This is a genomic window from Bradyrhizobium sp. sGM-13, from assembly GCF_018398875.1.
Classification (GTDB): domain Bacteria; phylum Pseudomonadota; class Alphaproteobacteria; order Rhizobiales; family Xanthobacteraceae; genus Bradyrhizobium.
The window spans coordinates 81,347-106,842 of the sequence record NZ_JAGWDK010000009.1 but is presented as its reverse complement, the minus strand read 5'-3'; the positions used below and the strand labels follow the sequence as shown (position 1 = coordinate 106,842).

23 protein-coding genes are annotated in these 25,496 nt (G+C 63.6%); 17 read left to right on the top strand and 6 right to left on the bottom strand.

The features are described from left to right. Nucleotides 1–155: 155 nt before the first annotated feature. The 3 genes from KJQ96_RS15595 to KJQ96_RS15585 are packed head-to-tail and all read left to right on the top strand — an operon-like array spanning nt 156 to nt 5,269. Nucleotides 156–1,286, top strand: coding sequence for an efflux RND transporter periplasmic adaptor subunit (locus tag KJQ96_RS15595; RefSeq protein WP_213287491.1), 1,131 nt, complete (start codon nt 156–158; stop codon nt 1,284–1,286). A gap of 3 nt (nt 1,287–1,289) precedes the next feature. After that, nucleotides 1,290–4,418: an efflux RND transporter permease subunit gene (locus tag KJQ96_RS15590; protein WP_213287490.1), complete on the top strand. Its 3,129-nt coding sequence runs from the start codon at nt 1,290–1,292 to the stop codon at nt 4,416–4,418. After that, the gene (locus KJQ96_RS15585) at nt 4,415–5,269 is read left to right on the top strand and encodes an amidohydrolase family protein (protein ID WP_213287489.1); all 855 of its coding nucleotides are present in this window, start codon (nt 4,415–4,417) and stop codon (nt 5,267–5,269) included. Before KJQ96_RS15590 ends, KJQ96_RS15585 begins: the two co-directional genes overlap by 4 nt. A 101-nt stretch (nt 5,270–5,370) precedes the next feature. On the opposite strand, the gene KJQ96_RS15580 is transcribed toward KJQ96_RS15585, so the two are convergent. The 4 genes from KJQ96_RS15580 to KJQ96_RS15565 all read right to left on the bottom strand — a co-directional run bounded on the left by KJQ96_RS15580 (nt 5,371) and on the right by KJQ96_RS15565 (nt 10,507). Next, nucleotides 5,371–6,687 (bottom strand): Spy/CpxP family protein refolding chaperone, encoded by a 1,317-nt coding sequence (locus tag KJQ96_RS15580; RefSeq protein ID WP_213287488.1) that lies wholly within the window; start codon nt 6,685–6,687, stop codon nt 5,371–5,373. A gap of 155 nt (nt 6,688–6,842) precedes the next feature. Beyond that, entirely contained in the window at nt 6,843–8,042 is a 1,200-nt protein-coding gene (gene thrS, locus KJQ96_RS15575) for a threonine--tRNA ligase (protein ID WP_213287487.1), read from the bottom strand. 344 nt (nt 8,043–8,386) lie between these two features. Then, nucleotides 8,387–9,355 carry a tripartite tricarboxylate transporter substrate binding protein BugD gene (locus KJQ96_RS15570; RefSeq protein WP_213287486.1) on the bottom strand — a complete coding sequence of 323 codons (969 nt, stop codon included), beginning with the start codon at nt 9,353–9,355 and terminating at the stop codon, nt 8,387–8,389. Nucleotides 9,356–9,433: 78 nt separating this feature from the next. Continuing rightward, nucleotides 9,434–10,507 (bottom strand): tartrate dehydrogenase, encoded by a 1,074-nt coding sequence (locus tag KJQ96_RS15565; RefSeq protein WP_213287485.1) that lies wholly within the window; start codon nt 10,505–10,507, stop codon nt 9,434–9,436. Nucleotides 10,508–10,619: 112 nt separating this feature from the next. Here KJQ96_RS15565 and KJQ96_RS15560 point away from each other — a divergent pair, with 112 nt between their 5' ends. Continuing rightward, nucleotides 10,620–11,525 (top strand): LysR family transcriptional regulator, encoded by a 906-nt coding sequence (locus KJQ96_RS15560; RefSeq protein WP_213287484.1) that lies wholly within the window; start codon nt 10,620–10,622, stop codon nt 11,523–11,525. Between the two features lie 248 nt (nt 11,526–11,773). Here the strand turns inward: KJQ96_RS15560 and erpA are convergent, their stop codons facing one another. Continuing rightward, nucleotides 11,774–12,103 carry an iron-sulfur cluster insertion protein ErpA gene (gene erpA / locus KJQ96_RS15555; RefSeq protein WP_213287483.1) on the bottom strand — a complete coding sequence of 110 codons (330 nt, stop codon included), beginning with the start codon at nt 12,101–12,103 and terminating at the stop codon, nt 11,774–11,776. 104 nt (nt 12,104–12,207) lie between these two features. Between erpA and KJQ96_RS15550 the strand changes: the two genes are divergently transcribed. The 12 genes from KJQ96_RS15550 (at nt 12,208) to surE (ending at nt 24,146) form a co-directional block, all read left to right on the top strand. After that, nucleotides 12,208–13,416: a deoxyguanosinetriphosphate triphosphohydrolase gene (locus KJQ96_RS15550; RefSeq protein WP_213287482.1), complete on the top strand. Its 1,209-nt coding sequence runs from the start codon at nt 12,208–12,210 to the stop codon at nt 13,414–13,416. A gap of 9 nt (nt 13,417–13,425) precedes the next feature. Continuing rightward, nucleotides 13,426–15,219, top strand: coding sequence for an arginine--tRNA ligase (gene argS / locus KJQ96_RS15545; protein WP_213287481.1), 1,794 nt, complete (start codon nt 13,426–13,428; stop codon nt 15,217–15,219). A 119-nt stretch (nt 15,220–15,338) separates the two neighbouring features. After that, nucleotides 15,339–16,817: an SPOR domain-containing protein gene (locus tag KJQ96_RS15540; RefSeq protein WP_213287480.1), complete on the top strand. Its 1,479-nt coding sequence runs from the start codon at nt 15,339–15,341 to the stop codon at nt 16,815–16,817. Nucleotides 16,818–16,864: 47 nt separating this feature from the next. Then, complete coding sequence (nagZ, locus tag KJQ96_RS15535; RefSeq protein WP_213287479.1) at nt 16,865–17,887, top strand: beta-N-acetylhexosaminidase; 1,023 nt, start codon at nt 16,865–16,867, stop codon at nt 17,885–17,887. Continuing rightward, nucleotides 17,884–18,711: a ScpA family protein gene (locus KJQ96_RS15530; RefSeq protein WP_213287478.1), complete on the top strand. Its 828-nt coding sequence runs from the start codon at nt 17,884–17,886 to the stop codon at nt 18,709–18,711. Before nagZ ends, KJQ96_RS15530 begins: the two co-directional genes overlap by 4 nt. 18 nt (nt 18,712–18,729) lie before the next feature. Continuing rightward, on the top strand, nt 18,730–19,461 hold the full coding sequence (scpB, locus tag KJQ96_RS15525; protein WP_213287477.1) for an SMC-Scp complex subunit ScpB: 732 nt from the start codon (nt 18,730–18,732) through the stop codon (nt 19,459–19,461). Nucleotides 19,462–19,627: 166 nt separating this feature from the next. After that, entirely contained in the window at nt 19,628–19,867 is a 240-nt protein-coding gene (locus tag KJQ96_RS15520) for a twin-arginine translocase TatA/TatE family subunit (RefSeq protein WP_028345916.1), read from the top strand. Nucleotides 19,868–19,988: 121 nt separating this feature from the next. Then, nucleotides 19,989–20,504 carry a Sec-independent protein translocase protein TatB gene (tatB, locus tag KJQ96_RS15515; protein ID WP_213287476.1) on the top strand — a complete coding sequence of 172 codons (516 nt, stop codon included), beginning with the start codon at nt 19,989–19,991 and terminating at the stop codon, nt 20,502–20,504. Continuing rightward, on the top strand, nt 20,501–21,322 hold the full coding sequence (gene tatC / locus KJQ96_RS15510; RefSeq protein ID WP_213287475.1) for a twin-arginine translocase subunit TatC: 822 nt from the start codon (nt 20,501–20,503) through the stop codon (nt 21,320–21,322). Before tatB ends, tatC begins: the two co-directional genes overlap by 4 nt. A gap of 200 nt (nt 21,323–21,522) precedes the next feature. After that, on the top strand, nt 21,523–22,854 hold the full coding sequence (gene serS, locus KJQ96_RS15505; protein ID WP_213287474.1) for a serine--tRNA ligase: 1,332 nt from the start codon (nt 21,523–21,525) through the stop codon (nt 22,852–22,854). A gap of 11 nt (nt 22,855–22,865) precedes the next feature. Further along, nucleotides 22,866–23,282, top strand: a complete 417-nt coding sequence (locus KJQ96_RS15500; RefSeq protein ID WP_213287473.1) for a hypothetical protein — start codon at nt 22,866–22,868, stop codon at nt 23,280–23,282. 96 nt (nt 23,283–23,378) lie between these two features. Beyond that, nucleotides 23,379–24,146, top strand: coding sequence for a 5'/3'-nucleotidase SurE (surE, locus tag KJQ96_RS15495; protein ID WP_213287472.1), 768 nt, complete (start codon nt 23,379–23,381; stop codon nt 24,144–24,146). 63 nt (nt 24,147–24,209) lie between these two features. Here the strand turns inward: surE and KJQ96_RS15490 are convergent, their stop codons facing one another. Next, the gene (locus tag KJQ96_RS15490; protein ID WP_082637436.1) at nt 24,210–24,587 is read right to left on the bottom strand and encodes a response regulator; all 378 of its coding nucleotides are present in this window, start codon (nt 24,585–24,587) and stop codon (nt 24,210–24,212) included. Nucleotides 24,588–24,845: 258 nt separating this feature from the next. On the opposite strand from KJQ96_RS15490, the gene KJQ96_RS15485 reads away from it, so the two are divergent. Next, complete coding sequence (locus tag KJQ96_RS15485) at nt 24,846–25,490, top strand: protein-L-isoaspartate(D-aspartate) O-methyltransferase (RefSeq protein WP_213287471.1); 645 nt, start codon at nt 24,846–24,848, stop codon at nt 25,488–25,490. The last annotated feature ends 6 nt before the right edge of the window (nt 25,491–25,496 follow it).

Sequence of the window (25,496 nt, the reverse complement as noted above, 5' to 3'; positions counted from 1 at the left end):
ATTCTGTCCGGATCGTAACTACACAATTTCTGCTGCAGTGGCATACCATGTGCAGCCGGGCTGTGATAACCGTTTAAGAATAAGGCGCAAACATCGCCGTCAAGGGGCAGGAGTAAACCGTCCCGTCCGTTGTGGGACCGGCGAGCGTGAAAATTATGAAAAAGCGTACCTTGATACTTGTTACCGGCGCCATCGCCATTGCTACCGCGGCCGGCTTCATTACCCGCTCCTCATGGATGGGCGGCAGCAGCAACGCTCAAGCCCCGCAGCGGCCGCGGACGGTTTCGGTCGAAATGGCGAAGGCGGAGCGCAAATCCGTCCCGGTCGATGTCGACGCCAATGGGACGGTGACGCCGATCTCCAGCGTGGCGCTGAAATCGCGGGTGGAGACCACCATCCTCGCGGTGCATTTCGAGGACGGCGCCAAGGTCAATGAAGGTGATTTGCTGTTCACGCTCGACAGCCGCCAGATCGACGCCCAGATCGAACAGGCCGAGGGCGTGCTCGCCAGGGACAAGGCGCAGCTCGAGGGCGCGCAGCGCGACCTCCGCCGGTTCAACGATCTCGTCGCCAAAGGCGCGACCACGCAGGTCAACGTCGATAACGCCAGGACCCAGTCGGACATCCTGACCGGCACCATCAAAGCCGCGCAGGCCGCGCTCGATAATCTCAGGGTCCAGAAAAGCTTCACCGTGATCCGCGCGCCGTTCTCGGGCCGGATCAGCGCGGCCAATGTGAAGGTGGGCAATTTCGTTCGCCCGGCGGATACCACGCCGCTCGCCGTCATCAACCAGATGGCGCCGGTCTATGTGACATTCGCGGTACCGCAGCGCGTGCTGGTCGATTTGCGGGAGTCGATGGCGAAAGGGATCTCCACCGTCACTGCGATGATCCCCGGCCATCGGCGTTCAGAGACCGGCAAGGTCGCGATGGTCGAGAACACCGTGGACGCGACCACCGGCATGGTCACCGTGCGCGGCATTATGGCCAACGAGAATGAGACGTTTTGGCCCGGCACGCTGGTCGCCACCAAGCTCGTCATCCGCAACGAAGATGCAATCGTGGTGCCGACGGTCGCCGTGCAGCGCAGCCAGAGCGGCAATTTCGTCTTCGTGGTCAAGGACGGGGTCGCCAAGGTCCAACCGGTCACGGTCGACCGCACCTCGCAGGGCATCTCGGTGATTTCGGAGGGGCTCGCCGGCGACGAAAGCGTGGTGGTCGACGGGCAATTGCTGCTGTCTGACGGAACGCGGGTCGAGCCGCGGGCTAAAAAGGCCGGGGCGTAACCGATGACCCTGTCCGAACTCTGCATCCGCCGGCCGGTCATGACGACGCTGATCACGGCGTCGATCATCGCGTTCGGGATATTCGGGTTTCGCCTGTTGCCGGTCTCGGCGCTGCCGCGGGTCGATTTCCCGACCATCGCCGTGACCGCAACCCTGCCGGGCGCGAGCGCGGACACCATGGCGTCCTCCGTTGCGGGCGTCATCGAGCGCCAGCTCTCGACGATCGCCGGCATCTCGTCGATGTCGTCGAACTCGTCGCAGGGCACCAGCACCATCACCATCCAGTTCGACCTCAACCGCAACATCGATGCCGCCGCGCTCGACGTGCAGACCGCGCTGACGATCGCACAGCGCCGGTTGCCGCGGGAGATGATCATCCCGCCGAGTTTCCGCAAAGTGAATCCGGCCGATTTCCCGGTGCTGTTCGTGGTGCTCGGCTCGTCGACGCTGCCGCTGTCGGCGGTCAACGAATATGGCGAGATCACGATCGGCCAGACGCTGTCGCAGATTCCGGGCGTCGCCCAGGTCAGCGTCTACGGCGCGCAGAAATTCGCCATCCGCGTCCAGGCCGATCCGGAAGCCGCCGCGGCGCGCGGGCTGTCGCTCGAGGACATTCGCAATGCGGTTTCGGCCGCCAATTCCTCGACCCCGGTCGGCACGCTGAACGGACCGAAGCAGGACGTGGCCCTGCAGGCCTCGGGCCAGATGGACAAGGCGATGGACTATCGCCAGATCGTGGTGGCCTGGCGCAACGGCTCCCCGGTCAAGCTCGACGAGGTGGCGCGGATCTACGACAGCGTCGAGAACGAGCGGATCGCGAGCTGGCTGAACGGCGACCGTTCCATCGTGCTCGGCATCCAGAAGCAGCCGGACGCCAACACGGTGGCGGTGGTCGATTCCATCCTGGCTAAACTGCCGGTGCTGCGGGCGCAGATCCCGCCATCGGTCTCGATCAACGTGCTGATGGACCGCTCGATCTCGATACGCCAGGCGGTGGCCGACGTCGAGGAAACGCTTTTGATCGCGATCGGGCTGGTGATCCTGGTGATCTTCCTGTTCCTGCGCTCGGCGTCCGCGACCTTCATTCCGGCGCTGGCGGTGCCGATTTCGCTGTTCGGCACCTGCGCGGTGATGTACGCGCTCGATTACTCCATCAACAACATGACGCTCTTGGCTTTGACCCTCTCGGTCGGGTTCGTGGTCGACGACGCCATCGTCATGCTGGAAAACATCGTCCGCCACATCGAGCACGGCATGCGGCCGTTCGAGGCGGCGCTGAAGGGCGCCCGCGAGATCGGCTTCACCATCATTTCGATCACGTTTTCTCTAATCGCGGTGTTCATCCCGGTGCTGCTGATGGGCGGCATCGTCGGCCGCGTGTTCCGCGAGTTCGCGGTCACGGTATCGGTCGCCATCCTGGTATCCGGGTTCGTCTCGCTGACGTTGACGCCGATGCTGTGCGCGCGCGTGCTGCGGGCGCATGACGCGACCAAGCGGCCGAACATCGTGCTCCGCATCTTCGAGAGGATGTTCGATTCCTGGCTGCGCGCCTATGAATGGACGCTCGACTGGGTGCTGGCCCGAAAATTCCTGATGCTGATGGTGACGCTGGCGACGCTGGGCGGCACCGTCTACCTCTATATGATCGTGCCGAAGGGCTTCTTCCCGCAGGAGGACACTGGCTTTCTGATAGGCGTGACCGAAGCTGCCACAGACACCTCGTTCGATGCGATGAAGGAGCGGCAGCAGGCGCTTGTCGACGTGCTGAGATCCGATCCGGCGATCGACTACATCAACTCCACCGTCGGCTCGGGCGGCCCCAATCCGACGGCGAATTATGGACGCCTGTTTATCGCCCTGAAGCCGAAAAAGGAGCGCGACAACCTCAACACCATCATCGGCCGGCTGCGTGCCAATGCGCGGCAGGTTCCGGGCATGCAGGCGTTCTTCCAGCCGATCCAGAACCTCAATATCGGCGGCCGGATTTCGAAGAGCCAGTATCAATACGTGATGCAGAGCGGCGACACCGATTCGCTGTACCGGCTGGCGCCGGAAATGCGCGAGAAGATCGAGAAGCTGCCCGGCCTGCTCGACGTCACCACCGACCTCTACATCAAGAACCCGCAGATGACGGTCGATATCGACCGCGAGAAGGCCGCGGTCTACGGCATCACGGTCGACCAGGTGCGCAATCAGCTCTACAACGCCTACGGCTCGCGCCAGGTCGGTACCATCTACATGCCGTCGAACGACTACCAGATCATCCTGGAAGTGCAGCCGCAGTTCCGGGTCGATCCGTCGGATCTCTCCAAGCTCTACATGAAGACGCAGAACAACCAGACCATCCCGCTGTCGGCGGTGGCAAAACTGGTTCCGACGGTCGGTCCGCTGCAGATCAACCATCAGGCGCAGCAGCCGGCCGTGACGATCTCCTTCAACCTCGCGCCGGGCTATTCGCTGGGCTACGCGGTCGACGAGATCACCAAGTTGGAGCAAGCTTCGAATCTGCCGGCGACGATCGCCACCGGATTCTCCGGCACCGCGCAGGTGTTCCAGGATTCGCTGCGCGGGCAGGGCGTCCTGATCCTCGCGGCCGTCTTCGCCGCCTTCGTCATCCTCGGCATTCTCTACGAGAGCTTCATTCATCCGATCACCATCATCTCCGGCCTGCCGTCAGCCGGTATCGGCGCGATCCTGACCCTGATGATGTTCGGGATGGAAATGTCCGTGATTGCGATGATCGGCATCGTGATGCTGGTCGGCATCGTCAAGAAGAACGCCATCATGATGGTCGACTTCGCGCTGGAGCGTCGCCGCGTCGGCTTAAGCGCCGAGCACGCGATCCGGGAAGCGGCGCTGTTGCGTTTTCGTCCGATTATGATGACGACGTTCGCCGCGATCTTCGGCACGCTGCCGATCGCGCTCGGCGCCGGCGCCGGCGCCGAACTGCGCCAGCCGCTCGGCGTCGCCGTGGTCGGCGGTCTCTGCCTGTCGCAACTGCTGACGCTGTACATCACACCTGTCATCTACATTTATCTCGACCGCATCGACCGCCGTCTGCGGCGCAAGCTCGAACCGCAACTGCAGGAAGCGGGCGAGGGCGAGCGGCCGCACGTGGTCGCAGCCGAATGACGACGTTCGGGCGGGCATCGCGATTCATCACCTTGCTGGTCGCGCTCGCATGGGCGGCAGGCACGATCGATCGCGCCAACGCCGACGAGCCGATCGAAATCTTCGACGCCCATCTGCACTACAATTGGGAGCCAAAGCCTCATTTTGGCGTCGACGAGGTGCTGGCGCTGTTCAAAAAGCACCGCGTCACCGGCATCCTCGCGACCAGCCGTCCGAACACCGGCACGCATGCGCTCATGGATGCCAAGCCGCAGGGCCTTTGGATTGTGCCGTTCATCCGGCCCTATCGGGTGCGCGCCGACATTCAGACCTGGTTCGGCGATCCCTTCATCTTCGATCTCGTGCAGGACGAGTTCAAGCGCGGCTATTACCGCGGCATCGGCGAATTCCACATCTCGGGCAAGGCGGCCGATACCGAGTGGGTGAAGAAGACCGTCGATTTCGCGGTCGAGCACGACCTCTATCTGCACGCCCATGCCGATGACGTGGCCGTCGAAATCCTGATGCGCCACAATCCGCGCGCCCGCATCATCTGGGCCCATACCGGTTTTGGGCTTTCGACCGACCGCGTCGCCGAGATGCTGTCGAAATATCCGAAGCTGTGGGGCGAGTTGTCCTACCGCGGCGGCATCGTTGGCGGCGGCGGAAAACTGACGGACGAATGGCGCGCCTTGTTCGAGCGCTACCCCGACCGCTTCCTGCTCGGCTCCGACACCTGGATCAACCAGCGCTGGGAGAGCTACGGCGAGATCATCGCGGAGTACCGTGCCTGGCTCGCGCAGCTACCGCCAAAGGTCGCTGCGCAGATTGCCCATGGCAATGCGCGGGCGCTGTTCGGTTCTGGCCACTAGCCCGTGTACTCATAAATAGGACGTTCGGCATAGGTGCGTTCGATCCGCTTCTCCCCCGAGAGCGGCGCAAAAGCCAACGCGCCGATCGGAATACATGGCAATCACGGCGCTCGTTTTGGTCCGATCAGCTCGAATTGAGACTTCTGCTCATCACTCAGTGTAGCATAGAAGTCTTCCAGAGCGTCGCTCACTAGATTGATGGCTTGTTGCATGGTACCGAGCCGACCATCCATCGCGGCGAGGCGAGCGCGTGGGGTGATCGCATCTTTCGGCTGACATTCATAGCTTAGCATCTCGACAGCTCTGGCGCTGGCACGCTGCAGCCGTTCAAGCGCGTCGCGTTGAGTATCGTTCGGTTGTAGCGCGGCCTCGATCTCGCCAGCCGGCCATTGCAACGCGGCTGGCAAGGACGCGTCGCAGCCCTGGGACGGCGCCATCATCGCCCCGTTTGCGGACGCTGTCTTGAGCCGATCATCGGCGAGTGCATTGAGCCGCGTTTTCTGCTCGTCGTTCAGCAGATCATAAAGTTCCCCTAGCGGCGGCTCCAGCGATATTACCGCAGTAAGAAGTGCCGCAGTGCGCTGCTGCATCAGGGCCAATCGGGCCGGCGCCGTTGATGCGGGCTGCGTCGGACAAGATGCCTGAATGATCTGAGCGGCCGAGTTAGACGCGTCGGCGAGACGGTCCAGCGCGGCCCGTTGCGCCTCGGTCGGCTGAATCGCCCGCTGAATCTCATCAATGGCGAGACCGGTAATCTCGCCGCCGGCATCACCACAGAGCTGCTGCAGCGGCGGGATCCTTCGTTCGCTTTGGCCGGAAGAGACCGGTGCCATATAGGCCGCTAGTTCGTCACTGCCGTAAGGCCCAAAAATTCCGGCATGGATGTCGGGGTAGCCGTAGTCCCAGAAGCCCATGGCATCGCCGAAGATGGCATAACCATAAATATCATTGTAGGCGAACGGCCAGAACAGCGGCCCAACCCAGCCATATCCGCCATGGCCATGCGACCACCACCCGTCTGTGGTGTCACGGTCACCATGCCAGTGAGCAAGTGCTGCAGTCGCGGCGATCTGCCTGCGTGCCGCAGGGTCAGTGAATAGCTTGCTAACAACCAACTCCTCCTCGCCGGAAGGCTGGTTCGTCGCGGATGGGATGTTTTGTAAAACGGCGGGAGCACTTTTTGCGGCGGCAGCACTTTTTAAAGCGACGGGAGGAGCGTTTTTGGCCCGACGGACGTGCACCCGGCGGTGATGCCTGGGGCGGCTATGAAACAGCCCTGGCGCAAGCACGCGGGCGAACGCGGATTTCACGCTGCCAAGTGGGCCGAGACCAAAATGTCCGCGACTTTTCGCAGTGGCGGCACTCGACAGCGCGGTCACCAGTACGACAGCGATTACTGTAACGCCGAACTTCGACATGGCATCTCCCGTGCCAAGCCTTGGCCGCGCCACTTATGACGCCGCACATGACCGAAAGTTCCTTGTAAGCAAATGATGCACAGACCAAGGCATCGCGCGCAAATACGGCAGCAATCACCGGTATATCCTTGCGTCCGCGGACTACAAGGCTTCAGCTACACAGGGGAGCACGGCCGGGCCCTCGCCTGAAGACGGGATACCGCCTCGGCCAGCGGAACGTCGGCCTGTGAGCCGTCGCGCTCGCGCAGGCTCACCCGGCCGTCCCTCATCTCGCGCCCGCCGACGACAGCCATCACCGGCACCGCCATTTCATGCGCCGCCACGATGCGCCGCGAAAGGGTATCGGCGCCGTCATAGGCTACGGCCCGAATCCCGGCAGCCTCGAACGCCGCGAGAACGTCCGCGCCGTATCCGGCTTGGTCTTTCGAGATCGGCGCGACCGCGACCTGGTCCGGCGACAGCCAGAACGGAAGCACGCCGCCATGGTGCTCGAGCAGGATCGCGATCATGCGGCCGAGCGATCCGAAGATGGCGTGGTGGATCATCAGGGGCCTCGCGCGGCTGCCGTCGGCGGCGACGTAGGACGCCTCGAGCCGCTGCGGCAGCACGCCGTCAAGCTGCACCGTGCCGCACTGCCAGGATCGTCCCAGCCGGTCGCGCAGCGCGAATTCCAGCTTCGGTCCGTAGAACGCGCCTTCGCCGGGATTCATTTGCGGCACGAGGCCACATTGCCGCGCGGCATCGGCGAGCTTCGCCTCTGACCAGTCCCAGGTCGCGTCGTCGCCGGCGCGCACCGCCGGCCGCGTGGCCAGCGCCACCTCGCAGTTGGGAAAACCGAGGTCCCGGTAGACCTCGCCCAGCAGGGTGATGAAGCGTGCGACTTCGGCCTCAACGTCCTGCTCGCGGCAGAACACATGGGCGTCGTCCTGCTCGAAGGCGCGCGTCCGCATGATGCCGTGAAGCGAACCGGAAGGCTCATTGCGGTGGCAAGCGCCGAACTCGGCATAGCGGATCGGAAGCTCCCGCCACGAGCGCAGCCCCTTGTTGAAGATCTGCACGTGGCACGGGCACGACATCGGTTTCAGCGCCATCGCCAGCTCGCCGTCGTCGACCCGGAACATGTGCTCGCCGAACTTGTCCCAGTGGCCGCTGCGGCCCCAGAACTCCTTTGGCAGCAGCTGTGGCGTCCGGACCTCGGCATAGCCGGCTCGGCGCATCTTGCGCCGGAGATAATCCTCCAGCACCCGGTAGACCGCGTAGCCGCGCGGATGCCAGAACACCATGCCCGGCGCATCTTCCTGAAGGTGCCAGAGTTTGAGCTTCACGCCGAGATTTCTGTGGTCGAGATCGTCCATGGCTGTGTTCCTTGTGATGGGAAAAAGCGCGGACGGGGACCATCAAAAACCAGAAAAGGCCCCGTCCGTCGCCGGCGGGGCCTTTTCTGGGTGAAGTACGCTTGTCTCTAGCGCGCGCAACCAGCAGGCGATCCGCCGTAAGCGGTCGCCGTGGTGGTCAATGCGGCTGACAGAAGCTTATTCATGCGCTGTATATGGCGGTAAAGCGCTCAGGCGTCAACGCCAGCCGCTTGGCGTCGCGGAATATGGATAATGCGCGGGGGCATCAATACTCCTGTAGCGGATGATGCGGCTCGTTGGTGAGAAACGCGCTTAAAATCGGCAAACGTCGTGGCGGCTGGCGCTCAATCCGCAAACTGACCGGCCGCCTTGATGATCGGCGCCCAGCGATCGACCTCGCTGATCAGTTTCGCCTTCAGCGCTTCCGGCGTCGCTTCGCTCTGCGGGACAGGTTCCGTGTTGATGTCGTTGAATCGCTTCACCAGATCCGGATCGCGCAACGCCTCTTGCAGCGTCCTGGACAGTTTTTGAACGATCTCGTCGGGCGTACCCTTCGGCGCGTAGATGCCGTGCCATGCGCCGACTTCAAAGCCCTTGAGGCCCGCTTCGTCGGCGGCCGGCAGATCGGGCATCGATGCGAGCCGTGTCTTCGTCGTGATGGCGTAGGCCTTGACCAGCTTCGATGCGATCGGGCTCGTGGTGTTTGTGGTCTGGTCGCAGGAGAGGTCGATCTGCTTGGCGATCAGGTCGTTCATGACAGGCGCATTGCCCTTGTAGGGCACCGTCAGGACCTGCTTGCCGACCGCCGTCATGAACAGCATGCCGCATAGGTGCGACGCGGCGCCAAGGCCGGCATTGCCGAACGTCATCTTGTCGCCGTTGGCCTTGATGTAGGTGACGAGCTCGGCGAGCGTGTTCGGCGGCAGATCGGGGCGCCCGATGATCGTCATCGGGGCATTGGTGACAAGGCCGATCGGCGCGAATGCCGTCTTGGTGTCGTAAGGCAGCTTGCGATACAGCGTGGCGGCGGTGGAGATGCCGATATGGTGTATCAGAAGGGTATAGCCGTCCGGGTCCGCGCGTGAGGCGCGCGTGGCCGCGATGGTGCCGCCGGCGCCGGTCGCGTTCTCGATGACGATCGTCTGGCCAAGCAGCTTTGACATCGACTGCGCGGTCACCCGCGCTACCGTGTCGGTGGCGCCGCCGGCGGCGAACGGGACCATCAACGTAATGGGTCTGCTGGGATAGTTCTGCGACAAAGCGGTCGAACTGAGCATCGCGAACGCTGCGGCGACGACAGCTGTTTTCCTCATACGTGCCTCCCGAAGAATTTGTTTTGTTTGGCTTTTAACGCAGGCCTCCTGCCGCACGACCGGTTCGCCGTGCGGGCCTCACACATTGGAGCTATGAATCGCCTCCACAACGGCCGCCGTGACATCCTTGGTAGTCGCGGTGCCGCCGACATCGGGCGTCGTAATGCCGGCGCCCGTGACGTTTTCAACGGCACGCATCAGCCGCGCCGAGGCTTCAGCCTCGCCGAGATGATCGAGCATCTGCGATGCCGTCCAGAAACTCGCGACCGGGTTGGCAATGCCCTTGCCGGTGATGTCGAATGCCGAGCCGTGAATCGGTTCGAACATCGAGGGAAAGCGCCGCTCCGGATCGATGTTCGCCGTCGGTGCCACACCGAGGCTGCCGGCGAGCGCACCGGCGAGATCGGACAGAATATCGGCGTGAAGATTGGTCGCGACGATGGTGTCGAGGCTCTGCGGTTTCAGCGTCATCCGCACCGTCATCGCATCGACCAGCATCTTGTCCCAGGTAACGTCGGGGAATTCTTTCGAGACCTGCTCGGCGATCTCGTCCCACATCACCATGCCATGCCGCTGCGCGTTCGATTTTGTCACCACCGTGAGCAGCTTGCGTGGCCGAGACTGCGCCAGGCGGAATGCGTAGCGCATGATGCGCTGGACCCCGACGCGGGTGAAGACGGCGACCTCCGTGCCGACTTCTTCCGGCAGGCCGCGATGCACGCGTCCGCCGCAGCCGGCATATTCGCCTTCGGAGTTTTCACGCACGATCACCCAGTCGAGGTCGCCCACCTCGGCATGGCGCAGCGGCGAGGTGATGCCGGGCAGGATCCGGGTCGGCCGGACATTGGCGTATTGGTCAAAGCCCTGACAGATCGGCAGGCGCAGGCCCCACAGCGTGATGTGATCGGGCACGTCGGGCGCGCCGACCGCGCCGAAATAGATCGCGTCGAATTTCTTCAGCGTGGCGAGGCCGTCGGCCGGCATCATCACGCCGTGCTTGCGATAATAGGCCGAGCCCCAATCGAAGGTTTCGACGTTGAACTTCACGTCGCCGAGCCGCTTCTCGAGGCTTTCGAGCGCGGTGACGCCGGCGGCGATGACTTCCGGGCCGATGCCATCAGCCGGAATGGCGGCGATTGAATATTCACGCATCGAATTCTCCCGTGAGCCAGCTTGGTGCGCGAGAGCTTGCGGCTCCGGCAGGTCGGAGGCAATTGCCTCGCGTTTATACAAAAAATTGATATAATCAGAGGCGGGAGGGCCGATGGACCTACATCACTTACGCTGCTTCGTGGCGGCGGCCGAAGAATTGCATTTTGGCCGGGCGGCGCAACGGCTCGACATGCTGCCATCGGCGCTCGGTCGCTTCATCCGCCTGCTCGAAGAGGACCTCGGCACGCGGCTGATGACGCGCACGACGCGAAGCGTCGCGCTGACAGATGATGGTGCTGTGCTGCTCAAGGAGGCGCGGGCGCTGTTGACGCAGGCCGATGCGCTTGCAGGGCGGTTTCGCACCGGCGGCCGCAAGCGCGCGGCGATCATTCGCGTCGGCGCCATCGACAGCGCTGCCGCGGGACTGTTGCCAAAACTGCTCCATGATTTCCGGCAGCGCCGGCCCGACGTCAGCGTGCAACTGGTCGAGGACAAGACGGTTCGCCTGCTGCCGCGTTTGTTGTCCGGCCGGCTCGATCTCGCCTTGGTGCGTCCGCCGGAGCGGCCCGACAAGCGGCTGGAGTTTGCCTTCCTGTTGCACGAGACTGCCGTCGTTGCGGTTGCCGACCGGCATCCGCTGTCACAGCGCAAGCGCGTGACCATTGCCGATCTCGAGAACGAGCCGTTGATCGTGCCCGAACGCCGCTCGCGTCCGCACAGTCATGATCTCACGATGAAACTGTTTGCCGAGGCGGGGTTAGAGGCGCGCGTCGCCCAGGTCGCCGACGAGAAGCAGACCATCGTCAACCTGGTTTCCACCGGCCTTGGCGTCGCCATCGTCCCGCGCTGGACCTCGCGCATGGCGACGCGCGGTGTCCGCTTCATCCGCCTTGCCGCCTCTGACATGAACAAGCTGCCACTAGCGGCTGCCTGGACGCGGGGCACGCGCGATCCGGTCCGGGACGACGTTCTGGAAATGCTGAAAGCCGATTTGCCGCGCTACGCGCGCGAGGCGTAGAGCGATTGTTTGTTGTAGGATGGCTAGAGCGAAACGAAACCCATCGCCATGCGCACCGGCGTGTCTTCGCTGAGCCCGATCTACACCACCCGTCGTCCCGGACAAGCGAGCGTAGCGAGCGCGATCCGGGACCCATACGCCGGCGGATGTTGCCTGGGGAGAGTGGTCGCCGGTTGTGCTTCACCAATTGGCGACAGTGGTTGTAGGTCCCTGCGTTCGCAGGGACGACAAGCGGAAGCGCCTTCGTCTCAAACCGAAAAACTGGTCCCGCAGCCGCACGATGCGGTCGCATTCGGGTTGACCACGCGGAACGACGCGCCGATCAGATCGTCGACGAAATCGACTTCGGAGCCGGCGAGGAACGGCACCGAGGCTGGATCGACCAACACCACCGCGCCCTCGCGCGCAATCACCAGGTCGTCCTCGGCCTTGGCGCGGTCGACGTCGAACTTGTACTGGAAGCCGGAGCAGCCGCCGCCCTCGACGGAGATGCGCAGCATGGCGCCGTCGCCTTCGTTCTTTAGGATTTCGCCGATGCGGCGGGCAGCCCGCTCGCTGACGGTGATGGCAGTGGTCATTGCATGGTCTCCGGCCCCGTCATACCCAATTCATTTGGTATGGCGCGTCAGACATAGTTAAGTGCGCAATCTCGCGGAATCAAATGGATAAGGGCTAAAAAACCGTGTCGGTCGGAATGGCTGCCCCCCGCGCGCCTTATGGCTGCGACCCTGACCGGAGCCGCGGCCGGCTGTTTGCGGAGCCGCCGAGCCGGACCCGCAGCCCGTTCCGGCGCGATTGCGACCGGGTGATCCATTCCACCGCGTTCCGCCGGCTGAAGCACAAGACACAAGTTTTCGTGTTTCACGAGGGCGACCACTACCGCACCCGGCTGACCCATTCGCTGGAAGTGGCGCAGATCGCCCGCGCGCTGGCCCGCCAGCTCGGCCTCGACGAGGATCTCACAGAAACGCTGGCGCTGGCCCATGACCTCGGCCATCCCCCGTTCGGCCATGCCGGCGAGCGGGCGCTCGACCAATGCCTTAGGGATCACGGCGGCTTCGATCACAACGCGCAGGCGCTGCGGGTCGTGACCTCGCTGGAGCATCGCTATCCCGAGTTCGACGGGCTGAACCTGACCTGGGAGTCGCTGGAGGGCATCGTCAAGCACAACGGCCCGCTGACCGAGCGGGACGGGACCCCAGCCGCGCCTTACCGCGACGGCGGCATCCCCATCGGCATCTCCGATTTCAATCAAAAATTTGATCTGGAGCTATCGAGCTACGCCTCACTGGAGGCGCAGGCCGCAGCGTTTGCCGACGACATCGCCTATGATGCCCACGACATCGACGACGGCCTGCGCGCCGGCCTGTTTGCCGTCGACGACCTCAAGGTGATGCCGCTCACCGCAGCGATCATCGCCGAGATCGACCGGCACTATCCCAACCTCGACGACGCCAGGCGCGGCGCGGAACTGGTACGCGAGCTGATTTCCTACATGATCATGGCGGTCATGTCGGAGGCGGGCAGGCGCTTGGCAGAAGCGAAACCGCAATCGGCTCATGACGTCCGCCACCATCACCAGCCGCTGATCGCCTTTCCGCCTGACGTCGCCGAGGAGGAGGCCGCCATCAAGGCGTTCCTGAAGCAGCACATGTATCGCCACCACCGGGTGATGCGGGTTATGGGCGAGGCGGAAGGCATCCTGTTCGACCTGTTCGCGCGCTACCAGAGTTCGCCGGGGGACCTGCCGGCCGAATGGGTGGAGGGTACCGAGCGCGTCACGGACGGCGAACGAGCGCGCCGGATTGGCAATTTCATCGCCGGAATGACCGACCGCTACGCCCTGATGGAGCACCAGCGGCTTTTTGACTCGACCCCGGATTTGCGTTAGGCGGCGGCCATGTCCGATAAGCCAGCCACACAACATCTGTTCGCCGACGCGCTGGTGCGCGTGCAGGCGGTCTGCGCCGCGCTCGCAGCCGAGGGCCAATGGCCCGCCGGCATCGATTTCTCCCGCGTCGTGGTCGAACCGCCGCGCGATGCGAGCCATGGCGACATGGCGACCAACGCCGCGATGGTGCTGGCCAAGGACGCCAAGGCAAAACCGCGCGAACTCGCCGACAAGATCGCAGAAAAATTGCGCGCCGACGATCTGGTTGCCGCCGTCGAGGTCGCCGGGCCCGGCTTCATCAATCTCACCTTGAAGCCGCAAGTCTGGGCCGACGAATTGCGCACCGTGCTGCGCGAAGGCGTGTCCTACGGCAAGAGCGCGATCGGCCGCGGCGATAAGGTCAATGTCGAATATGTCTCCGCCAACCCGACCGGGCCGATGCATGTCGGCCATTGCCGCGGCGCGGTGTTCGGCGACGCGCTGTGCGGCCTGCTGGATTTTGCCGGCTACGACGTCACCCGCGAATATTACATCAATGACGCCGGCGCGCAGGTCGACGTGCTCGCGCGCTCGGCCTACCTGCGCTATGTGGAAGCGCTCGGCGAAGCCATCGGCGAGATCCCGGAAGGGCTTTACCCCGGCGACTATCTCGTGCCGGTCGGGCAGGCTCTTGCTGCCGAGCACGGAGACAAGCTGAAGGCGATGGCTGAAGCCGCCTGGCTGCCGATCGTGCGCGCCAAGGCGATCGCCATGATGATGGACATGATCAAGGGCGATCTCGCGGCGCTCAATATCAAGCACGAGGTGTTCTTCTCGGAGCGGTCGCTGATCGAGACCGGCAACAACAAGGTCACCGAGACGATCGATTTCCTGCGCGCGAAGGGTGACATCTACGAAGGCCGCCTGCCGCCGCCGAAGGGCAAGCCAGTCGAGGATTACGAGGACCGGATCCAGACGCTGTTCCGCGCCACCGCCTACGGCGACGACGTCGATCGTCCGTTGATCAAGTCGGATGGCTCTTACACCTACTTCGCTTCCGACATCGCCTACCACAAGAACAAGGTCGATCGCGGCTTCCTCGACATGATCGACGTGTTCGGTGCCGACCATGGCGGCTACATCAAGCGCATGCAGGCGGCGGTGAAGGGCGTCAGCGGCGGCAAGGCGGCGCTCGACGTCAAGGTGGTGCAACTCGTTCGCCTGCTGCGTGCCGGCGAGCCGGTGCGGATGTCGAAACGCTCCGGCGATTTCGTCACGCTGCGCGAAGTGGTCGACGAGGTCGGGTCCGATGCGGTGCGGTTCATGATGCTGTTCCGCAAGAACGACGCCGTGCTCGATTTCGACCTCGCCAAGGTGCTCGAGCAATCGAAGGACAATCCGGTCTTCTACGTTCAATACGGGCACGCCCGCGGCCACTCAATTTTCAAGAATGCCCGCGAGGTAGTTCCTGACCTCCCCGAGGATGACGCGGCCCGGACGGCCTATTTGGAGGATTCCCCGGTGGAGCGGCTGACGGATCCGGCCGAACTGGACCTTTTGAAGCGGCTGGCACTCTATCCCCGGATAGTCGAGGCGGCGGCGGTCGCACACGAACCACACCGAATCGCTTTTTATCTGTATGATTTAGCCAGTGAATTTCACGCGTTATGGACGAAGGGGCGGGATTTGCCCTATTTACGCTTCATTATAACTAATGATGCAGAAATCACGAGGGCGCGACTGGCTATGGTCCAGGGCGTCGTCTCGGTTCTGGCATCGGGCTTAGCCGTTCTCGGCGTCCACGCTCCGACCGAGATGCGGTAGGCAGGGGCGAAGGCCCTTCACGGATGGGGGTTCGTGGGGGTATCTGGCAGGGGCCACGCTCGTCATGGTTTGTTTGACATGGCGGGTTGGCGCTGTCCCGTAGGGGATGCATCATCACGATGGCTGATCGATATCAGGACCGACATTTTCCCTCCGCCGACCAAGATCGCGGCGAGAGCGATCCGCTTGCCGAGCTCGCAAGGCTGATCGGGCAGAACGACCCGTACGGGGCTGCCGCCAAACCGACACCGCATCCGCTGCAGTCGCGGGCGAATGCGCGTCCACAGCGGTATGATCCACCGGAAGATCTCGATGCGCCTCCGGCCCCGCCGGCATGGATGCAGCGTGCACGCCAGGAAACGCGCCAGGAAACCCCGCCGCCACCACTTCCATCGCCTTTGCCGCAGGATCAGGCTCAGGATGACGAGCCGGACTACCAGCCGGCGCCGGTGCACCCCTTGCACCGCTACGCGGCCCAGCATCAGGCGCCCGCGCAGGACTCGCAGGACTATTACGAGGCTCCGCAGCAAGATGCCGACGAGCCGCAGCAGGACCCGTCGCGCTATGACGAAGCGCTGTATGGACGGCTCGAAAATGGCGAGCAGGACTATCACCGCGATCCGGCCTATCCGGACGATCCCTATGCGTACCAGGGCGAATACGAGGAGGAGGAGCCCGCTCCGAAGAAGCGCTCGAGCGGCCTGATGACGGTCGCTGCGGTGCTGGCGTTGGCTGTGGTCGGGACGGGCGCTGCCTTTGCCTATCGCACTTACATCGGTTCGCCCCGCTCGGGCGAGCCGCCGATCATCAGGGCCGACAACAGCCCGACCAAGGTAATGCCGGCACCGTCCGACATGGGCACCGCCAAGGCCCCTGACCGCATGCTGCCGGGCGATGGCGGCGAAAAGCTGGTGTCGCGCGAAGAGACGCCGGTCGACGTCAATGCAAGGTCCGGCGCGCCGCGCGTGGTGTTTCCGCCGCTGAATCCGAATAGCAATCCGCCGCCGGTCGCGAGCGTTTCGCCGTCCGGCCCGCCGCCGCAGACCGGCGTGAACGGTACGATGCCGAACAACGAGCCGCGCAGGATCAGGACGCTCGCCGTCAAGGGCGACCCCGCCGACAATGGCGGCATTCCGGCAGGGGCCAGCGCGCCGCCGCCGAGGCCGGCACCGACGACGCGAAGCGCGGCTGCCCCAGCGGCTGCGGCTCCCGTAATACCGCCAGCGCGTAATCCGGCTTCGGCCAATGCCAGCGCCAATACGCCGGTGTCGCTCGCGCCGCAGGCCGATCCCACCCCGCCAACCCGAATGGCCGCGACCAATCCGGCCCAGCCGGCTGCTCCGACTGGCAGTGGCTATCTGGTCCAGGTCTCCTCGCAGAAGAACGAGGCCGACGCGCAGGCCTCCTACCGGGCCCTGCAGAGCAAGTTCCCGAGCGTGCTGGGGCAGCACTCGTCACTCGTGAAGCGCGTCGATCTCGGCGAAAAGGGCGTTTATTACCGCGCGTTCGCCGGCCCGTTCGGCTCTTCCGAAGAGGCGGCGCAGGTCTGCAGCAGCCTAAAATCTGCCGGCGGGCAGTGCTTCGTCCAAAGGAATTAACGGCGGTTTCCTTGACCGCGGGGTTATGAGGGGCCTAATCGGCCCCCATGACAAGCCGCGCATTCATCACGGGCGTATCGGGACTGGAGCTGAGCGCCGCGGAGCGCGAATTCATCCGTGGCGAACGGCCATGGGGTCTCATACTGTTCAAACGCAATGTCGAGACGCCGGATCAAGTATCTGCGCTTGTTGATGAATTCCGGGGTCTTGTAGGCGAGGCCGACGCGCCGGTCCTGATCGACCAGGAAGGCGGGCGGGTGGCCCGGCTCGGGCCGCCGCATTGGCCGGTCTATCCGCCCGGCGCCACCTTCGGTGCGCTCTACGACATCGACCCGGCGCTGGGCCTGCAAGCCGCGCGCTTGAGCTCGCGCCTGATCGCGGCCGATCTGATCGACATCGGCATCACCGTCGACTGCCTGCCGCTGGCGGACGTGCCGGTGGCTGGCGCGGACGCCGTGATCGGCAACCGGGCTTATGGAACCGAGCCGGGCAAGGTCGCAGCGATCGCCCGAGCGGTCGCCGAGGGATTGGAGCAGGGCGGCGTGCTACCTGTGCTGAAGCACATTCCCGGCCATGGCCGGGCAAATGCGGATAGCCATTTCCGGCTCCCGACCGTTGATACAGCGCGGGAAGAGCTGGAACGGACCGATTTCGCCGCCTTTCAACCGCTGGCGGACCTGCCGATGGCCATGACCGCGCATGTTGTGTTTAGCGCGTTAGACCCCATCCAACCGGCGACGACTTCTGCGACAATCATCCGGCAGGTGATTCGCGGCGTAATTGGGTTCCAGGGTTTGTTGATGAGTGATGACGTGTCGATGAATGCGTTGGCGGGATCGATCTCGGATCGGACCCGCGCCATCGTCAGCGCCGGCTGCGACATGGTCCTGCATTGCAACGGCAAGCTCGATGAGATGAGCGATGTGGCGCGCGAGACGCCGGAACTGACGGGCGAGGCCTTGAGCCGCGCCACACGGGCACTGGCCTCGCGAAAGCAGCCTGAGCCGTTCGACCGGCAGGCGGCGCGGGTTGAACTTGAAGCGTTGATGGATCGGGTAGGAACGGCATGACGGCTGAGATTCTATCGTTTGAAACCGGACGGCCCGCCGAAATCACCGAGGGCGAGCCGGCGCTGGTCGTTGACGTCGAGGGCTATGAGGGCCCGCTCGACCTGCTGCTCACGCTGGCGCGGCAGCAGAAGGTCGATCTCGCCAAGATTTCGATCCTGGCGCTGGCAGACCAGTATCTGACCTTCATCGAGGCGGCGCGAAAGATCCGCCTCGAACTCGCCGCCGATTACCTTGTGATGGCCGCCTGGCTTGCGTTCCTGAAATCGCGGCTGTTGCTGCCCGAACCGGCCACGCCCGATGGGCCAAGCGCCGAGGAAATGGCGACCGCGCTGGCCAATCGGCTGCGCCGGCTCGAAGCCATCCGCGAAGCCGCCAACCGGTTGATGAACCGGCCACAGTTCCAGCGCGATATCTTCCCGCGCGGCAATCCGGAAACGATCGCCGAAATCAAGCATCCCAAATTCACCGCGACGCTGTTCGACCTGCTCACCGCCTATGCCACGCAGCGCCAGCAGCGCGTGCTGGCGACGGTGCATTTGGCCAAGCGCACGGTGTGGTCGCTGGCCGAAGCGCGCGCCTCGCTGGAGCGGCTGGTTGGCATGGCCGAATCCGAGGAGTGGAGCTGTCTCGACGATTACCTGCTCAGCTACGTGGTCGATCCCTCGCAGCGGGCAACGGTGTTCGCGTCGAGCTTTGCCGCGGCGCTCGAACTTGTGCGCGAAGGCGAGATGGAATTGAACCAGAAAGAGGCGTTCGCGCCGCTGTATTTTCGTAAGCGTCCGCCGCAGGCCGCAATGCCTGCGCCGGATATGACGGTCGAGTAAGTGGAAGGAGACCTAGCCATGGCAAGCCTGGCGGAAAAACGCATGGAAGATGCCGAGGATCATCCCATCGACCAACATACCGATCAGGCCGCGCGGCCGGAGGAATTGCGGCTGCTCGAAGCGTTGCTGTTTGCCTCTTCGGAGCCGATCGACCAGGCAACCTTGGCCAAGCGCATGCCGGACGGCGTCGACGTCAAGGCAGCGCTGGCGCAGTTGCAGGCGGAGTATGCGCCGCGCGGCGTCAATCTGGTGCGCGTCGCCAACAAATGGACGTTCCGCACCGCGGGCGACCTGTCGTGGCTGATGACGCGCGAAAGCACAGAGACGCGGCGGCTGTCGCGGGCGGCGATCGAGGTACTCGCGATCATCGCCTATCACCAGCCCGTGACGCGCGCCGAGATCGAGGAGATCCGCGGCGTGATCACGTCAAAGGGAACGCTGGATGTGCTGCTCGAAACCGGCTGGATTCGCCCCCGCGGCCGCCGCAAGACGCCGGGGCGGCCGCTGACGTTCGGCACGACGGAAGCGTTCCTTTCGCAGTTCAGCCTGGAGGCGCTGAGCGACCTGCCAGGCCTGGAAGAGCTGAAGGGGACGGGGCTCCTGGATTCGCGGCTGCCTTCCGGCTTCAGCGTCCCGACGCCGTCGGATGACGTGGCGCTACGCGAGGACGAGGATCCGCTGGACGCTGGCGACAACCTGGAACTGCTGCTGGCTCCGGCCGCCGAGCCTGAAGGCGGCAGCGAAAGCTAGTTCCAATGGCTCGCCGATTTATTGGCTGAGGCGGGGTATAATAGCCATAATACGTAGCCGCGACAGCGATTTGCCGCGGCAGGGGTCCTTGTTTTTGATACCCTGGGAGCCTACCTTCCGCCAAAGCTTGGCCGGAAGCCGGCCGTCTCTTTTGGAGGGTTGCAGGATGGGTTCGCTTAGCATTTGGCACTGGATCGTCGTGATCGCAGTGGTCCTGCTGTTGTTCGGCCGCGGCAAGATTTCTGATCTGATGGGCGATGTCGCAAATGGTATCAAGGCCTTCAAGAAGGGCATGCAGGACGACGAGAAGGCGCCTGAAAAGCCCGCCGAACCGGTGAAGACCATCGATCACAATGCGACGCCGGCGCCGACAGCGCGGACGGATGTCGGCAGCAAGGCTGTCTGAACCAACCAGACATCTTGAACCAGGCACCCGGGAAAAACGCCGGTTGAGAAAAGACGCGGGCGGCTCCAAATCTTTGCTAAAGGGATTGGGGCGCGGACGTCTCGCGTGAGCGGAAGAATTCATGTTCGACATCGGGTGGAGTGAACTGGTCGTCATCGCGGTCGTCGCGCTGATCGCCATCGGCCCGAAAGAGCTTCCCGGTGTGCTGCGCATGGTCGGGCAATGGATGGGCAAGGCGCGCAAAATGGCCGCCGAATTCCAGGGCCAGTTCCAGGAAGCCATGCGCGAGGCCGAAATGGCCGACCTCAAGAAGAGCTTTGACGAGGTCAAGGACGTGGCTACGGGCCTTTCGCCGGCCAACGTCATGACCTCGCTGCAAAAAGACGTCAACGACGCCCTGCAGATTGGGGATATCGACAAGCCTGCCGACAAGCCGGTGGATGCGCAAGTTGCCTCCGCGACCGGCGAGCCTGTCACGCCGACTACCCCAGCGCTGCCCACACCGGAAACCTTCGTCGAGGCCGAGGCGCATGTGGCGGCCTCCGAGCCGCTGGCGATCACGCGTGAAGTTCAGGCCGCGCCGCAGGATATCGCGCCGACGGCGCCCGACATTCTCAAGGACGCCAAAGCGTCATGACAATCGAAGACATCGAGGCCAGCAAGGCGCCGTTGATGGACCATTTGATCGAGCTGCGCTCGCGGCTGATCAAGGCGCTGCTCGGCTTTGGCATTGCGTTCATCTTCTGCTTCTTCTTCGCCAAGCAGATCTACAACGTGCTGGTCTGGCCCTTCGTCTGGGTGGCGGGCGCCGAGAATTCGAAATTCATCTATACCGCGCTCTTGGAATATTTCCTTACGCAATTGAAGCTCGCGCTGTTCGGTGCCGCCTTCATCTCGTTCCCGATCGTGGCGACGCAGATTTATAAATTCGTGGCGCCCGGCCTCTACAAGCACGAGCGTGGCGCGTTTCTGCCGTACCTGATCGCAACTCCATTCTTCTTCGTGCTCGGGTCGCTCCTGGTCTATTTCGTGGTGCTGCCGATGCTGGTGCGGTTCTCGCTCGGCATGCAGCAGATGGGCGGCGACGAGAGTGCACAGATTCAGTTGCTGCCCAAGGTCGGCGAATATCTGTCGCTGATGATGTCGCTGATCTTCGCCTTCGGCGTCGCGTTCCAGTTGCCGGTGATCCTGACGCTGCTGGGCCGGATCGGCATCGTGACATCCCAGATGCTGCGCGAGAAGCGGCGCTATTTCATCGTGATCGCCTTCGTGATTGCCGCCGTGCTGACGCCGCCCGACGTCATCAGCCAGGCCTCGCTCGCGATCCCGCTGATGGCGCTCTACGAGGGCGCGATCGTCGCCGTCCGCATGGTGGAAAAGAAGGCCGCCGCGGCGCGGGCGTCCACGGGGACGCCGCCCGCAAGCCCGCCGCCAGAGGCTAATCCGGCCGAGTAGGGCTCTATCGTACTCCGCAATCGGCTGTCATTCCCCGCGAAAGCGGGGAATCCAGTACGCCGCGGCGTGGCCAATTTATCTCGAACTGCTCTGGAATACTGGATCACCCGCTTTCGCGGGTGATGACGGGTGTGGTACTTGGGGGCGCGCACCGCAAACAATCAACGTGCGTGTTGAGACGAGTTCAGGACCGCACGCCAATGCACGACATCAAATCGATCCGCGACAATCCCCAGGCGTTCGACGCCGGACTGAAGCGCCGCGGACTGGCGCCGTTGTCGGCTTCGCTGCTGGCGATCGACGAGAAGCGTCGTGCGGCCATCCTGGCGTCCGAACAGGCGCAGGCGCGGCGCAATGCGGCTTCGAAGGAAATCGGCGAGGCGAAGAAGGCCAAGGATGACGCGCGCGCCAACAAGCTGATGGCCGAAGTCGCCGAGCTCAAGACCACGATGCCGGAGCTCGAGCTTGCGGCGAAGGCGGCGGACGAGGAACTGGCGAAAGGACTCGCTGCCATTCCGAACCTGCCGCTCGACGACGTCCCCGAAGGCGCAGACGAGCATGGCAATGTGCAGCGCCATGTCTTCGGAAAAATCCGCAATTACACCTTCACGCCGAAGCCGCATGACGATCTCGGCGGCGCGCTCGGCTACATGGATTTCGAGGCGGCGGCGAAACTCTCAGGCGCGCGCTTCGTGGTGCTGAAGAAGGGCCTGGCGCGGCTGGAGCGTGCGATCGGGCAGTTCATGCTCGATCTCCATACCAACGAGCACGGCTACACCGAGGTCAATCCACCGTTGTTGGTGCGCAACGACGTGATGTTCGGCACTGGCCAGTTGCCGAAATTTGAGGACGACCAGTTCTGGGCCATCAAGGGGGAGCTGCTAGCAGCGCCGGATGAGCGATTGAAAACTGAACGTCTGGGTCTCATTCCCACCGCCGAAGTCTCACTCACGAATCTCGTCCGCGAATCCATCGTCGACGAAAAAGAACTGCCGATGCGCTTGACCGCGCTGACGCCGTGCTTCCGCGCCGAAGCGGGCGCCGCCGGGCGCGATACCCGCGGCATGATCCGGCAGCATCAATTTACAAAAGTCGAACTGGTTTCGATCGCGACGCCGGAGACCAGCCGGGACGAGCACGAGCGCATGCTGTCCTGCGCCGAGGAAGTGCTGCGCCGGCTCGACCTGCATTACCGCGTGATGACGCTGTGCTCCGGCGACATGGGCTTTTCCGCGCAGAAGACCTACGACATCGAGGTCTGGATGCCGGGACAGGGCGAGGGCGGCGCTTATCGCGAAATCTCGAGCTGCTCGATCTGCGGCGATTTCCAGGCGCGGCGCATGGATGCGCGTTCGCGCGGCCCCGACGGCAAGCCGCGTTTCGTGCACACGCTGAACGGCTCCGGCACGGCGGTCGGCCGCGCGCTGATTGCAGTGATGGAAACCTATCAGCAGGAAGACGGCTCCATCGCGGTGCCCGCGGCGCTGCAGCCCTATATGGGCGGGCTCAAGACCATCGAGCGGGACAAATAGCGCAAGGCAAAATGGCATTGCATCGCGACATCCTATGGATCGGGAGGCAATGGGCTGTCACCGGCCACGGGATGCAATTGATCGACCAACGGCTGATGGGCGCCTTCGATATCGAAGTGGCCCGCCTGTGGGACGACGATCTGATCGCGCGCATGCATGCCAAGGAGTGGCTCAACGCCGCCGATTTCGACAAGGGGCTGGCGGTTGCGCGGACGCGGCACACGCAGCCGGAGACGGGATCGGCACCGGTAGCCGCGGCGCTTCCGGCGATCGAGCCCGTCGCGGCATCTTCGCCCAAGCCAGTGGACGCGAGCCCGCCGTCTCTGCCCGTCGAATCGGCGCAACAGGCATCGCCAGACCTGCAGATGAAAATCGATGGCGGCGCCAGATTTGCCCGCCCCTGGCGTGTCTGGATCAAGAAAACATGAGGAAATAGGCCGGTTTGCCTCAGCCGCGATAGCCGGATAAGACGACAGCCAAAGGCGAAAGCCTACCTCGACCTGAACCTGAAGGCATTTTGACGGATGCGAATTCTCTGCACCAACGACGATGGCATCCATGCGCCGGGTCTCAAGATCGTCGAGGAGATCGCCCGCGCGCTGTCCGACGATGTCTGGATCGTGGCGCCGGAGCTTGATCAATCCGGTGTCTCGCATTCACTGTCGCTGAACGATCCCTTGCGCTTACGCGAAATCGGTCCGCGCCATTTCGCGGTGCGGGGCACGCCGACGGATTGCGTGATCATGGGATCGCGCCACATCCTCGGCGAGAAGATGCCCGATCTCGTGCTGTCCGGCGTCAACAAGGGCCGCAACGTCGCCGAGGACGTCGTCTATTCCGGCACGATCGCGGGCGCGCTCGAGGGCACGATCCTTGGCATCCCGTCGTTTGCGCTGAGCCAGGAATTTTCCATCGAGACCCGTCACGCGCCGCTGTGGGATACTGCACTGAAATTCGGCCCCGGCATCCTGCGTAAGGTGATCGATGCCGGGGTGCCGAAAAATACCGTGATCAACGTCAACTTTCCCGCTTGCACGCCCGATCAGGTCAAGGGCGTGCGGGTGACGCGGCAGGGTAAGCGCAATCTCGGCTTCCTGAAAATCGATAAGCGCCACGACGGGCGCGGCAATCCGTATTACTGGATCGGTTTCGAACGCGCCGCGGCGATGGATACACCGGCCGATGGCACCGATCTGGCGGCACTCGCGGCGCGCTACGTCTCGGTCACGCCGCTGCGGCTGGATCGTACCGATGAAGCGTTCTCGGAAGAGTTGACGGCGACGCTGAAGTGACGCGGAGCACGGCGACGAAGCAGCCGGATTGCGCTTCGCTCCATTCGGGCCACACGTAGTGCCCTAAACCGGCGCGCTCTTCAATGTAGAGGCGATCACCTGGGCCAGCGTTTCCAGTTGAAATGGCTTCTGCAGCGCGGGGCGGTCGCGATATTCCTGCGGCAGGCCGGAGGAGCCGTAGCCGGTCGCAAAGATGAACGGACGGTTGCGCGCTGTGATCAGTTCGGCCACCGGTGTGATCACCTTGCCGTTGACGTTGACGTCGAGAATGGCGAGATCGAACTCGGTGGATTGCACCAGCTTGACCGCCTCACCGATTTCGCCGGCCTCGGCGGCTACGCTGTGGCCCAACTCTTCCAGCATGTCAGCGACCATCATGCGGATCATGACCTCGTCTTCAACGAGGAAAACTGAACAGCCCGCCGGCCGTGTCGCTACCATGATGGATTCCTTGCCCTTCCGAGTGTCGAGGTTCGCAAAAAACGGACCCGGGTGCAATGTCGGTATGGGCGGGTAGGCGCTGTGTAAAGACTGTCTGCGAGGGATTTTCCCCGGCCCCTAACGTCGGGACGCGGTCCCAGTTCCGGACGAGGAACAACAATCTTTAAGGAAATCGTTCCTTAAGTGCGCGGACGCTATATTACAACTCGGCGAGGCCGAAGCATTGGATCGGCGGCAGACTCCCGCCACGAGACCGCGATGTCCCAAGAACCGCTCGAAAAGATGATGTTTCAGCTCACTCTGCGGCGGCGGGGGATCAGCGATCAGGCGGTGCTGCGGACCATGGAAGAGGTGCCCCGCGAGAATTTCGTGGCGGCCGGCGATCGCAGCTATGCCTATCGTGACAGTGCGCTCGGCATCGCCTGCGGGCAGACCATCAGCCAGCCCTTCGTGGTCGCCTACATGACCGAGCAGCTACAACTGCAAAAGCACCATAAGGTACTCGAGATCGGGACCGGCTCCGGCTACCAGGCCGCGGTGCTGTCGCGGCTATGCGCGCATGTCCTGACCATCGAGCGCTACCGGACGCTGGCGGACACCGCGCGCGACCGGCTCGAAGCGCTGGGCTATTTCAATATCGAAGTGATGTTGGGCGACGGTTTCCAGATTCCGCCTGGCGCCGGCGACTTCGACCGCATCATCGTGACGGCTGCGATGGAGCAAATCCCCGAAAAGCTGCTGGAGCGGCTGCTGCCGGGTGGCATCCTGATCGCGCCGGTCGGGCCCCATCATGGCAGCCAGACGCTGGTCAGGGTGACCCGAACGGACAGCGGTTTTGAGCGCAAGGAATTGGTCGATGTCCGCTTCGTCCCGGCCCTGCCGGGAATTGCGCGCGAACTGTAGAATCCC

What these genes read in the sequence shown, in the direction of transcription:
- KJQ96_RS15595 (WP_213287491.1), top strand. Translation starts at nt 156, where the DNA reads ATGAAAAAGCGTACCTTGATACTTGTTACCGGCGCCATCGCCATTGCT.
- KJQ96_RS15540 (WP_213287480.1), top strand. Translation starts at nt 15,339, where the DNA reads ATGGCTGATCGATATCAGGACCGACATTTTCCCTCCGCCGACCAAGAT.
- scpB (WP_213287477.1), top strand. Translation starts at nt 18,730, where the DNA reads ATGGCAAGCCTGGCGGAAAAACGCATGGAAGATGCCGAGGATCATCCC.
- KJQ96_RS15500 (WP_213287473.1), top strand. Translation starts at nt 22,866, where the DNA reads ATGGCATTGCATCGCGACATCCTATGGATCGGGAGGCAATGGGCTGTC.
- tatC (WP_213287475.1), top strand. Translation starts at nt 20,501, where the DNA reads ATGACAATCGAAGACATCGAGGCCAGCAAGGCGCCGTTGATGGACCAT.
- erpA (WP_213287483.1), bottom strand. Translation starts at nt 12,103, where the DNA reads ATGACCACTGCCATCACCGTCAGCGAGCGGGCTGCCCGCCGCATCGGC.
- serS (WP_213287474.1), top strand. Translation starts at nt 21,523, where the DNA reads ATGCACGACATCAAATCGATCCGCGACAATCCCCAGGCGTTCGACGCC.
- tatB (WP_213287476.1), top strand. Translation starts at nt 19,989, where the DNA reads ATGTTCGACATCGGGTGGAGTGAACTGGTCGTCATCGCGGTCGTCGCG.
- KJQ96_RS15520 (WP_028345916.1), top strand. Translation starts at nt 19,628, where the DNA reads ATGGGTTCGCTTAGCATTTGGCACTGGATCGTCGTGATCGCAGTGGTC.
- KJQ96_RS15530 (WP_213287478.1), top strand. Translation starts at nt 17,884, where the DNA reads ATGACGGCTGAGATTCTATCGTTTGAAACCGGACGGCCCGCCGAAATC.
- KJQ96_RS15560 (WP_213287484.1), top strand. Translation starts at nt 10,620, where the DNA reads ATGGACCTACATCACTTACGCTGCTTCGTGGCGGCGGCCGAAGAATTG.
- KJQ96_RS15580 (WP_213287488.1), bottom strand. Translation starts at nt 6,687, where the DNA reads ATGTCGAAGTTCGGCGTTACAGTAATCGCTGTCGTACTGGTGACCGCG.
- nagZ (WP_213287479.1), top strand. Translation starts at nt 16,865, where the DNA reads ATGACAAGCCGCGCATTCATCACGGGCGTATCGGGACTGGAGCTGAGC.
- argS (WP_213287481.1), top strand. Translation starts at nt 13,426, where the DNA reads ATGTCCGATAAGCCAGCCACACAACATCTGTTCGCCGACGCGCTGGTG.
- KJQ96_RS15570 (WP_213287486.1), bottom strand. Translation starts at nt 9,355, where the DNA reads ATGAGGAAAACAGCTGTCGTCGCCGCAGCGTTCGCGATGCTCAGTTCG.
- KJQ96_RS15565 (WP_213287485.1), bottom strand. Translation starts at nt 10,507, where the DNA reads ATGCGTGAATATTCAATCGCCGCCATTCCGGCTGATGGCATCGGCCCG.
- KJQ96_RS15490 (WP_082637436.1), bottom strand. Translation starts at nt 24,587, where the DNA reads ATGGTAGCGACACGGCCGGCGGGCTGTTCAGTTTTCCTCGTTGAAGAC.
- KJQ96_RS15590 (WP_213287490.1), top strand. Translation starts at nt 1,290, where the DNA reads ATGACCCTGTCCGAACTCTGCATCCGCCGGCCGGTCATGACGACGCTG.
- surE (WP_213287472.1), top strand. Translation starts at nt 23,379, where the DNA reads ATGCGAATTCTCTGCACCAACGACGATGGCATCCATGCGCCGGGTCTC.
- thrS (WP_213287487.1), bottom strand. Translation starts at nt 8,042, where the DNA reads ATGGACGATCTCGACCACAGAAATCTCGGCGTGAAGCTCAAACTCTGG.
- KJQ96_RS15485 (WP_213287471.1), top strand. Translation starts at nt 24,846, where the DNA reads ATGTCCCAAGAACCGCTCGAAAAGATGATGTTTCAGCTCACTCTGCGG.
- KJQ96_RS15585 (WP_213287489.1), top strand. Translation starts at nt 4,415, where the DNA reads ATGACGACGTTCGGGCGGGCATCGCGATTCATCACCTTGCTGGTCGCG.